The organism is Vulcanisaeta sp. EB80 (genome assembly GCF_002078205.2).
In genome coordinates, this window is the sequence record NZ_LCWN02000023.1 from 17,285 (window position 1) to 27,157 (window position 9,873).

The 9,873-nt window shown below is 46.9% G+C and carries 12 protein-coding genes and 4 pseudogenes; 12 read left to right on the plus strand and 4 right to left on the minus strand.

The window, feature by feature from the left end; all coding sequences use genetic code 11:
* Positions 1-51 precede the first annotated feature (51 nt).
* From purE to B7L70_RS05760, 5 genes are read left to right on the plus strand one after another with little or no spacing between them, the layout of a single operon-like run.
* Positions 52-543: a 5-(carboxyamino)imidazole ribonucleotide mutase gene (gene purE, locus B7L70_RS05740; protein WP_081226932.1), complete on the plus strand. Its 492-nt coding sequence runs from the start codon at positions 52-54 to the stop codon at positions 541-543.
* Entirely contained in the window at positions 536-1,672 is a 1,137-nt protein-coding gene (locus tag B7L70_RS05745; RefSeq protein ID WP_081226933.1) for a 5-(carboxyamino)imidazole ribonucleotide synthase, read from the plus strand. The genes purE and B7L70_RS05745 overlap by 8 nt, the downstream gene beginning before the upstream one ends.
* 57 nt (positions 1,673-1,729) lie before the next feature.
* Positions 1,730-2,818 carry a nicotinate mononucleotide-dependent phosphoribosyltransferase CobT gene (gene cobT / locus B7L70_RS05750; RefSeq protein WP_081226934.1) on the plus strand — a complete coding sequence of 363 codons (1,089 nt, stop codon included), beginning with the start codon at positions 1,730-1,732 and terminating at the stop codon, positions 2,816-2,818.
* A gap of 32 nt (positions 2,819-2,850) precedes the next feature.
* Positions 2,851-3,336 carry a nucleotidyltransferase domain-containing protein gene (locus B7L70_RS05755; RefSeq protein ID WP_081226935.1) on the plus strand — a complete coding sequence of 162 codons (486 nt, stop codon included), beginning with the start codon at positions 2,851-2,853 and terminating at the stop codon, positions 3,334-3,336.
* Entirely contained in the window at positions 3,329-3,760 is a 432-nt protein-coding gene (locus B7L70_RS05760; protein ID WP_081226936.1) for a DUF86 domain-containing protein, read from the plus strand. The genes B7L70_RS05755 and B7L70_RS05760 overlap by 8 nt, the downstream gene beginning before the upstream one ends.
* Positions 3,761-3,805: 45 nt before the next feature.
* Here B7L70_RS05760 and B7L70_RS14125 read toward each other — a convergent pair whose 3' ends face one another.
* Both B7L70_RS14125 and B7L70_RS14130 read right to left on the minus strand, forming a co-directional pair.
* Entirely contained in the window at positions 3,806-4,117 is a 312-nt protein-coding gene (locus tag B7L70_RS14125) for a YfcE family phosphodiesterase (RefSeq protein ID WP_202908697.1), read from the minus strand.
* Positions 4,118-4,119: 2 nt separating this feature from the next.
* Complete coding sequence (locus B7L70_RS14130) at positions 4,120-4,365, minus strand: metallophosphoesterase family protein (RefSeq protein WP_202908698.1); 246 nt, start codon at positions 4,363-4,365, stop codon at positions 4,120-4,122.
* 83 nt (positions 4,366-4,448) lie between these two features.
* Between B7L70_RS14130 and B7L70_RS05770 the strand changes: the two are divergent.
* The 5 genes and pseudogenes from B7L70_RS05770 to B7L70_RS05790 all read left to right on the plus strand — a co-directional run.
* Positions 4,449-5,081, plus strand: a pseudogene (locus B7L70_RS05770) (CaiB/BaiF CoA transferase family protein).
* A 362-nt stretch (positions 5,082-5,443) separates the two neighbouring features.
* Positions 5,444-5,608 (plus strand): hypothetical protein, encoded by a 165-nt coding sequence (locus B7L70_RS13345; protein ID WP_162009112.1) that lies wholly within the window; start codon positions 5,444-5,446, stop codon positions 5,606-5,608.
* A gap of 11 nt (positions 5,609-5,619) precedes the next feature.
* On the plus strand, positions 5,620-7,068 hold the full coding sequence (locus tag B7L70_RS05775; protein WP_143701550.1) for an LAGLIDADG family homing endonuclease: 1,449 nt from the start codon (positions 5,620-5,622) through the stop codon (positions 7,066-7,068).
* 263 nt (positions 7,069-7,331) lie between these two features.
* Positions 7,332-7,712, plus strand: a pseudogene (locus tag B7L70_RS05780) (CoA transferase); the annotation flags it as partial.
* Positions 7,713-7,820: 108 nt separating this feature from the next.
* A pseudogene (locus B7L70_RS05790) lies at positions 7,821-8,063 on the plus strand (HoxN/HupN/NixA family nickel/cobalt transporter); the annotation flags it as partial.
* A gap of 38 nt (positions 8,064-8,101) precedes the next feature.
* Here B7L70_RS05790 and B7L70_RS13925 read toward each other — a convergent pair.
* Positions 8,102-8,275, minus strand: coding sequence for a hypothetical protein (locus tag B7L70_RS13925; protein ID WP_238376125.1), 174 nt, complete (start codon positions 8,273-8,275; stop codon positions 8,102-8,104).
* A 162-nt stretch (positions 8,276-8,437) separates the two neighbouring features.
* Here B7L70_RS13925 and B7L70_RS05800 point away from each other — a divergent pair, with 162 nt between their 5' ends.
* Positions 8,438-9,052 carry a nucleotidyltransferase domain-containing protein gene (locus B7L70_RS05800; RefSeq protein ID WP_101940243.1) on the plus strand — a complete coding sequence of 205 codons (615 nt, stop codon included), beginning with the start codon at positions 8,438-8,440 and terminating at the stop codon, positions 9,050-9,052.
* Between the two features lie 25 nt (positions 9,053-9,077).
* Entirely contained in the window at positions 9,078-9,674 is a 597-nt protein-coding gene (locus B7L70_RS05805) for an amino acid-binding protein (protein WP_081226940.1), read from the plus strand.
* A 13-nt stretch (positions 9,675-9,687) separates the two neighbouring features.
* Here B7L70_RS05805 and B7L70_RS05810 read toward each other — a convergent pair.
* Positions 9,688-9,873, minus strand: a pseudogene (locus B7L70_RS05810) (AMP-dependent synthetase); the annotation flags it as partial.

The following is a 9,873-nucleotide window of genomic DNA, read 5'->3' on the forward strand; positions in this document are numbered from 1 at the left end:
CGTTATCATATAGAGACAAATTTTTAAAGCTTTTCTTTAAACAATACCACAATGTCTAGGGGCAAAGCCCTGGTTGGTGTGATAATGGGTAGTAAAAATGACTGGGATGTCATGAGGGATGCGGTGGATGAGTTAAAGAGGCTCGGTATACCATACGAGGTGCGGGTTGTCTCCGCCCACAGAACCCCTGAGCTGATGTTTGAGTACGCAAAAACTGCTGTGAATAGGGGTCTCGAGGTCATAATAGCGGGGGCCGGAGGCGCAGCCCACCTGCCGGGAATGACCGCCTCGCTCACGCCGTTGCCCGTCATAGGCGTCCCCATAATGTCTAGACAGTTGAATGGTATTGATTCCCTACTATCCATAGTCCAGATGCCGTACGGAACACCAGTGGCTACCGTAGCCATAAATGGGGCCAGGAACGCAGCGTTGCTTGCAGCCAGGATACTCGGCATCAAATACCCCGAGTTTAAGCAGAGGGTTGTTGAGTTAATGGATTCAATGAGGAGTGAGGTAATGAGGACGGTGTTGGAGGATGCCTAGCAAGACCCTGGGGATCCTGGGTGGTGGACAGCTGGGGCTTATGATGATAATTGAGGGTAGAAAGCTGGGCGTCAGGTTCTACGTGCATGATGAGCATGAGGATGCACCAGCCCTCAGGGTTGCGGATAAGGCATTCGTGGGCGACCACTGGCAGGAGTTAGTGTCAAGTAGCGATGTTGTGACGTTCGAGTTCGAGCATGTGAGTCCAAAGGCCCTAGCCATGGCGCATGAACTCGGGAAGCTAAGGCCAAACCTAACCTCAGTCCTGGTAAAACAGAGCAAGATAAGGGAGAGGGAATTCCTTAGGGAGGTTGGGTTGCCGACGCCTAGATTCGCGGTTGTTAATTCCAGGAGCGAGCTTGAGTCAGCTGTGGAGCGATTTGGGAAGTGTGTGGTTAAGGTCCCCTACGGTGCCTATGATGGGAAGGGGCAATACTACACTGGTAATCCTAAGGAGTTAAGTGAGGTCCCAAATCAATACCCGCTTCTCGTGGATGAATTTGTGAGGTTCAGTAAAGAGATATCGGTGGTCCTCGCCAGGTCAGCAAGCGGTGAGGTCAGGTTCTACCCGGCCATTGAGAATTACAATCATGAGGGCATTTTAATATACAGCATCGCACCAGCCCAGGTGCCAGATGAGGTGGAAACTAAGGCGTTGAGACTAGCTAAGCAGTTAGCTGAGGCATTAAATTACGTGGGTGTCCTAGCCGTGGAATTCTTCGTGACTAGAGGTGGTGATGTGTTGATAAATGAGTTCGCACCCAGGGTCCACAATACGGGCCACTGGACACTGCTTGGGTCCATCACGAGCCAGTTTGAAAACCACGTGAGGGCCATACTAGATTACCCGCTTGGTGATACAGAGTTACTGAGACCCTCAGCCATTGTTAACATACTCGGTAAACCATGGAATGAGGACATGGCAAACAGGATACTGTCAATACCGGGCACTAAGATTTGGTGGTACAATAAGGCTGAGGTGAGGCCCAGGAGAAAGATGGGGCACGTTAACATAATAGCCAACTCAATAGGCGAGGTGAGAAGGAGGGTCTTTGATGTAATGAACATAATATACGGTGAGGAAGCCGAGAAAATACTAAAATCACCATGGCCCAAGCCAGACATGTGAAATAGCCCCACCTTACTGTGAAATGCTTATTAATAGGATACCTAACCAGACTCGGTTATGGAATACACCATCCACCTAGGGGATTTCGAGCCCTTCATTAATGCCATCAAACAGGGCTTCATCTTTACCCTAACAATAGGCACAACCGACGTAAGCCTAATCCCCGGCATCACAATAGCCGGAGCAAAACCCGAACTAACGCATTTTACGCCCGCCGCAGACGCCGAATACCTACTGCTCGGTAGGTGTAGAGTGATCAATACTGTACCAATGACCCCCGACGGTAAGCCCACGCCGGCACTCATCACGAGAGCCGCGCTTAGGCTCATCAATGCAGGCGTGCTCGTTGTTAATGCTGGCTCACGCATCAAGCCGTTGATACCGCATGTGGATTTACAGGGTGAACCTGGCCTCGACATAATCAAAAGCGATGCCCTTAGGAGGGATGTTGTTGAGAGAATGGTTGATAATGGATTGGTGCTTGGTGAGAACCTGGGTAGGTCGTTTAAGGCTTTAATTATTGGCGAGTCAATACCCGCCGGCACAACCACCGCTATGGCGTTCCTAGTGGCTATGGGTTATGATGCTTGGCACAAAATGTCGAGCGCCTCACCGACTAATCCTAGGGAGTTGAAAATAAGCGTTGTAAAGAGGGCGCTGGAGAGGTCGGGTGTTTCAAAGGCCCTTGACGACCCAATTCTCGCGGCCTCGAAGGTCGGCGATCCCGTGATACCTGCCATGGCCTCAATAGCCATTGGGGCAGCTAGGGCCGGGTCCCACGTAATACTGGCTGGGGGTACGCAGATGGGCGCCGTACTAGCCTTCATAAAGGCCTTCGATAAGTCCGCGCTGTCGAGGCTCGCCATAGCCACGACCAGGTGGTTAATTAATGATAAATCGGCGGATTTGGTAGGGCTCGTTAAGGAGATTCGCCCAATACCCGTGGCATCCTCAAACCTAAATTTTGACGATATGCCCTACGAGGGCTTAAAGGCGTTTGAGGAGGGCTTCGTTAAGGAGGGGGTTGGCGCAGGCGGCTCGTTGGTTGCTGCATCAATAATGGGCTTTGACCTGGGCAGGGTCAAGATGGCGATATTGAGGGACTACGAGGAATTACTGAAAACGCTTAGGGTGCAGGGTATGTGAAACCTAATAAATTCGCTGCATGGCGGTAAAGCGTGGTTAATGACTTAGCTGAAGTAGCGAAGATACGTGGATGCGATGAGTATTGCCTGAATATAGCTAGTAGGCTTAGGGTGCTTATTCTACGTAAGTATCAGGATAAATTCAGGCTCGTAACGCTCTTCGGCTCCTTAGTTCGCGGTAGGTTTACGCAATTGAGCGATATCGATATTGGCGTTGAAGTGGGGAATCCCGAGAACCTAGTTTATGTATTACCACCATTCATAATCGATGCGGCGATGGAGTTGGGGGTTGTTGAGGATAAAATTGACGTGGTGGTGTTGAACGTAGGTGACCTACCCATTGGGCTTAGGTTCGATGCGGTGGTGAGGGGGGTGCCGATATACATAAGTGATTGGGATGAGTACGTTAGGGAGTTTGTAAAGGTGTTCAGTGAATATGCGGATTTCCAGGTCTTCAATAGGGTTAATAGGCTTGGGGAGAGGTATCTAGGGGCTTTGAGGAGGATAGCCTATGGGTAGGATTAGTGATTTAGTGTCGCTTATCAAGCGTAATGTGGAGACCGTGAAGAACCTCGTAGAGAGGCATGGCGTTGATGACTTGATTAATGACTACGTATTACTCAACGCGGTGTTACACATGTTGCAGACTAGTATTCAGGCTCTCATAGATATAGGTTCAATAATACTATCCCAATACCCGTATAAGCCACCGTCAACTTACTCGGAAATCCCATCCCTACTCTCCGAGGTTGACGCATTAAGTAGTGGTGAGGCTGATGTGTTTCGTAGGATGATAGGTTTCAGTAACGTGGTTGTTCATCAGTACTCAGAGGTTTCCCTGGATTTATTGCGTAAAATACTCGAACACTCGCTATACACCGACATGCTTAGGATTGCCTTGAGACTTTATGAATTCTCACTGTCCCGCGGAATAGATTGTTAATCAAGCGCGAGATCAAACACGAAAACCACGTGATTAATATAGACACTACACATTTACCGTGAATGCCCTGCTTAGGTTTTTCAAAACCCTGTTATTCACGAGCTCGTAAAGCTCAATATTGATTTTATTATCCATGATTGTCATTTCGATGAATGACGGTCTCATCGAACCGCCTGCACCACTCCACACACCAGTTACGGATCCAGGGTTCACGTGGATCACGCCCTTATATTCGGTAATGAATGGTGCGTGAGTATGTCCCGACACCAACACGTTGACGTTAATTGTCTTCGCAATCCTCGTTAAGGCCTCAATATTACCTCTCGGTCTTACTTGGTCTCCGTGCACCACGCCCATTTTTACATCGCCCACCTCAAACACGGCTTGCCAAGGCAGGTCGAGGAATCCATGTTACCCTTAACTATGTATTGCCTCTTTCCGAGGCTCTTCACGAGACTTAAGACGTCGGGGTCTACCAGGTCCCCTGCATGTGCGACCACTTCATAACTCCCTGACCTGAGTATGTCAATGAACTCGGCAGGTATTTCGTCTGCCCTATCATGGATGTGCGAATCACTGATTATTAAGGGTCTATACTCAACCATATCCATCACCAACGTAAACCCACTAAGGTCCTTTTACTTATTACGCAATAATGCTTAATAACCGTGTCTCGACTTGGTAATGCATGCCAAACTTACCCCTAGAGGGCTTAAGGGTTGTCGACCTAACGCACTCAGCAGCTGGTCCCTTTGCTACATCAATACTTGGTGACCTTGGCGCTGAGGTCATTAAGGTTGAGTCGCCTGAGGGTGACATGACTAGGACGTGAGGCCACGTGATTAGGGATGGCGTCAGTACGTACTACCTAGCGATGAATAGGAATAAGCACGTAATTAGGCTTGATCTGAGGAGGGTTGATGATAGGGAGAGGCTCTATGAGCTTGTTAGGGGTGCTGACGTGTTTATTGAGAATTACAGGGTCGGTGTTGCTGAGAAGCTCGGTGTTGATTATGACTCCATCTCTAGGATTAACCCCAGGATCATCTACGTGTCCATAAAGGGTTTCATACCGGGTAGTGAGTATGAGGACTACCCAGCCTTCGACGTCGTGATCCAAGGCATGAGTGGCCTAATGAGTGTGACTGGTTGCGAGGATGGGGAGTTTGTTAAGGTTAGTGTGCCAATAACGGATATGGTCACCGGCTTCTTCTCGGTGATAGGCATACTGGCTGCGTTGAGGGTTAGGGATAGGACTGGGAGGGGGTTGAGGATAACGGTGCCCATGCTTGACTCGGCGTTGTACATAATGGGCGATTGAACCAAACTGGAGAATTTAAAAATGAAGTTACCAGTGCGGCCGTCGGAATTTGAACCCGGGGACCTATGGCTGCAGTGTTTTGTTTTGTGGTAGTTATGTTCCTTGTTAGTTTTCACGTCAGAGTTACTTTTGGTGGTTTTCGATGGTTTTTCTTAGTGTGTTTGTTGTGGTTGCCGTTTTGTGCCTAATCCACAGCGGCCCCTTGAGCCTATCAATAATGATTAGCCCATGAGTAGCGTGCAGATAAGCAATGTTCCTAGGCACGTTTAAGTTATCGCCAGCCTTGAGTGGAGCAATGGTTAGGTCTTCGAGTTCGTAGTGCCTTATAAACCTAGTTGATAAAATAATTGTTGGGTGTGGGTGTGGATTGGCCGCTCGCTTGGCTCATGACGTATCGAGGTGTTGATTGCCAGTTATGGAGCTTCGTTTACAATAAGTGCGCGGAATCAGAACTATGCAGCAAGGCAGCCAAAACACTCATGAATGAGTTGAACAAGCATAGGTGCCTCAATTATGCACCGATGTAGGTGCTTTAGTTATGCACTTAGCCAAGGGTGGGTTTAAAATCAACAACGGACCGCCCAAAATGGGCAAAGGCCCGATGGCTAATGAGGAGGATTTGAAGTTGAGTAACAAAGCCTCCCTGCCCCAACCCACCCGGGCGGGGAGGATAGAACTCTGCCAAGAAGCAATCAAGGAAGTAAGGAGGTACCTAGAAAACAACGATAAACAATGCACAATGAGGAAGATTGAAGAGCTAATCAGAAACCAATGCCACAACGGCTATGTAGTTGGTAGGGAAATTGCGGACAAGGTTAAGGATGTGGTTCATGAACTATGGCTAGTAAGCGATAACGAGTTGAGGTGCGAGATGCTAAGGATGCTTAAGAGTCTTGGTGTGTCGAAGAAATGGGTTGAGAAGGCGCTGAGGATAAGTACGCAACGCGTAAGTCAATGGATCGTTAGGTGCGGCACTGATTGGGAGAGAAAAATAATGAGGAACAAAGTCGTTAAGGAAATCGAGGATTTGTTAAGGAGGATGGGTTGGAGCGAGACATGGATGTGTGAGAGGATGTGGCGATTCGTTAGTGTCGATGTTGATGAGTTCAAGAGACATAGCATAAAGCCGTGTAATTGGCTTGAGGGCATCAATGAATTGGACAACCTAAGGAGCCCATACTGGCTTGGGATGGCTAAGAGCGATCTAGTGGTTTGGAAATACGATGGAGGAATCAGGTTGGAGTTAAAGACTACGAATACTATTGATGCTGTGTTTTTCGCAAAGCTACTAAGCACAGTCAAGACACCGAGTCTAGCGATAGAATGGGAAAGAAGAGTGCTGGATGCGAAATACGTACATAAACCAATCGCTTTATCATACTACGTAGACCTAAGCACCGATGCGTGGCCATGGCCCGAGCTAAGCGCCGATGAACTCGAGAAGATACTCAACGGCTTCAGTGATGAGGAGCTCGCGGAGTTCATAGCTGGCGAAATAGATGGGGATGGGACAGTGTGGTATGACCATGAGAATGGCTATGTTGCTGTGTCAATTTCGGCTTGTAAGGCTTGTCCGAAGAGGGCGAACCTCGACATAGTGAAAAGGGTAATTGCCGAGAGGTTTGGCATCGTTGGAAGCATTAAATCATATAAAGAAAATGATGCATTAGATGTCAGCGGCGAGAACGCGGTTAGGTTGCTTAGGCGTATAGTGAAATACATGCACCACCCACTTAGGAGGTTGAGGGCCGAGCTGATTTTGGCACTTTACGACGGGAGGATAAGCCCTGAGGAGTTTGAGAAACTCTACGAAATGCCGAAGTACGAGCGCGGAGCACCAGACATAAAACGCAACCACGCCCTAGAAGCCCTCGCCCAAGCGGCCCCACAAACCCACACCCACGAGGGTTTAGGTTTGCTTGTTCCTTTGCACCTCGACTTTAGGGACAACCTAATCATTAAGAATATTAAAAATCTGATGAGTTAGGAGAGTGGGATGGGGTATTCATTGATGATTAATTCGAGAGGCAAGTAAGCAAAGTGCTGAGTGTGCACTGATGTTGATGTGTTGACAGTCGCTACCTGCACTGGGGTGGTGCAGGCAGTTCAATGAGGTCGTCATTTATTGAAATGACGGTCATGGGCAATAAAATCAATGTTGAGCTTTACGAATTCGTGAATAGCAAGGTTTTGCGCACATTAAGTAAGGCCTTCGTGTTCAATCCATAATTTACGTAAGCCTTCAGGGCTGGTGACGGTAAAATGTTCATACTAGCCGTGGGCAATGATAGGATATGGAGGAGGTTCTGCGAGGTGATAGGCAGGCCTGAGCTGGCGGACGATCCTAGATTCAGGACGAATCCAGATAGGGTTAGGAACCAGGATGAACTTGAGAGGATACTCCAGGAAATATTCATGACGAGAGACAGGGATTATTGGGTAAGGCTTTTCCTAAGCAACGGCATACCCGCGGGGCCCGTCTATGATGTATCTGACCTGGTCAAGGACAAATACGTTAATGAGCACGTATTCACGGAAGTGAGCACCCTCGGACTGGGTAGGGTAAAGCTCGTTAGGAACCCAATTAGGTTTGATGATGAGAGCCTTGGCGTTAGGTACCTAGAGTATTGATAATCAATTAATCGTCTTTCTCCAAACCTCAATCAATTCCTTAGGGCACTCCTAGCCCTTAATTCACCACCCTCATTTGAAACACATGTAAAGACTAGGTAACCCTCAATGGGCTTGACGTATGCCTCAGTGTTAATTGTTACGGGGTTTGCCTGGTTTTGGTTTTATGGTCTTGTTAGATTGGTGCGTGATATTGCCCTAACTGGTAATGCCGTCACGTTGGTCATGCTCGGCATTCTAGCCTACCTATTCGGGCTCATGCATGGCCTCGACACAGACCACCTAGCAACCATAGACAATACAACCAGGAAATCGATTCAGGAGAGAAAGAGGTCTCTATTCACGGGGATCATGAATAAGTTCTCCAGAGACTTGTTTAAAATAAATAATTAATTAGGGACTATTATACGCTTTCCTGTGTCTTCGTTGATTATCCTAAACCTATACCTAACAGCCCTAGTCCTAGCTTCATCAAGCCAAAGCTCGACTACGGCAACATCGCCTCTCCTAAGTGGTGAGGTGTGGATTAGAACAATTCCTTCCTCGGGGGTATTGAGTGGCACTTCAGGACATTATTTTCCCCTGTAAAATCCTCCTCAGCTCTCTCCACAGGCCTTAGAAATGATGTGAAGGCGCTATGCCAGCCGCATCCGTATCCACCCAGTAGATGAAGTACTTGGCTTGAAAGTACATTTAAGTGCGGTATTGAAAATCCACTATAAGTTATGAGTAATTACGTAAGGATGAATGAGCTAGACTGTGTGCCTAAGGAGCTTATTAATGAGGTAATCAATAGGTTTAGGGACGCGGTGGCAATTTACGTATATGGAGGTTCACTGGACTGTAGTGGTGGTGATATCGATATCGCAGTATTCACCAATAACATACCAAGCGAAATGCCCAATCTAGGTGAGAGAGTTGATTTACAGATTTTTAGAAACCCCCTCAACACATTATTCTTTGTTTACGTCATTAAAACAGGCGTGTTAGTTTATGGAGAGCCAATACATGTTAACGTTGATGTTGCCATACGTAATGAAATAAGTAGGATTGAGGAAAGGGTCTTCATTTTTAGGAATAGTGAGGATGAGGTCATGGTTTGCAAGTCATTGAAGGAGCTCATGTTTTTACTCGCCGCGCTGACCTGTGGTATCGACGGCTCGAGCAATTGGTATAGAATGAGTGGATGCTTGAAGAACCTGGGCATAGAAGCACCGTCTGAGTTCAAGCATTGCCTAACCCCTCCAGGCATTGACGTACTGAGGACCGTTGGTGAGCAGATACTTAACAGGGTAATTAATGAGTTGAGGAGGGTACTTGGCAATATTGGGAAAACTTAATTACAATAATGCATAGGTAAGATTCATGGTTTGGCTTGTAATTGAGATAGCCAAGGATAGACCTGGCCTACTCAACGATATTACGCATCACGTTAGATTACGTAATCTCAATATTAGGAGCGTGGTCGGGACTCGGCAAGTAGTATTAATGGAGGTTGAGGGCGAGGTTGATAATGAGTTACTGAGGGAATTAAGTGGCATTGATGAGGTTGGCCTAGTTACTACAATCACGCAATCATTTAGACTCCTAGGTTTTGTTCAGGAAGCCTTCATGAACGCCATTTTATTCTACGTCATGAAGAGGGACCCTGGATTGCTTGAGACCCTTGGTTATGAGTATGGCAAGGAATTAATGAGGCATTACATGATGTCAATTAAGGACTTTAGGGATGCACTATATACATCACTTAGGGTTTTGACGGCATTAGGTATTTTAACGTTAAAGGGTGTTCAATTTTTTACCGACAGAACAATAATATCAATCAAGGAGGCATTTGATGAGGAAATAGGCATACCTATAACGAAGGGTATAATCAAGGGATTATTTGATTCCATAGGTAAGGCTAGGCATGGTGTTAACGTGGTAAGGAAAAATTCAGGGTATGATTTCATCATAACTTAGCATTTGGAATGCATTAGGTAGATAGTAAAGTGTCTTTATAACTATCTCTCAGTATTTTCTTGTCTATTTTTCCTGTGCTTGTTTTTGGTAGTTCTTTTTGTGTTATTATTATTTTGTCTGGTATCCACCATTTTGGTATTTCTCCTTTCTCGACGTATTGCATTAGGTGGTTTCTTATCTCCTCCTCGGTAACCCTCTG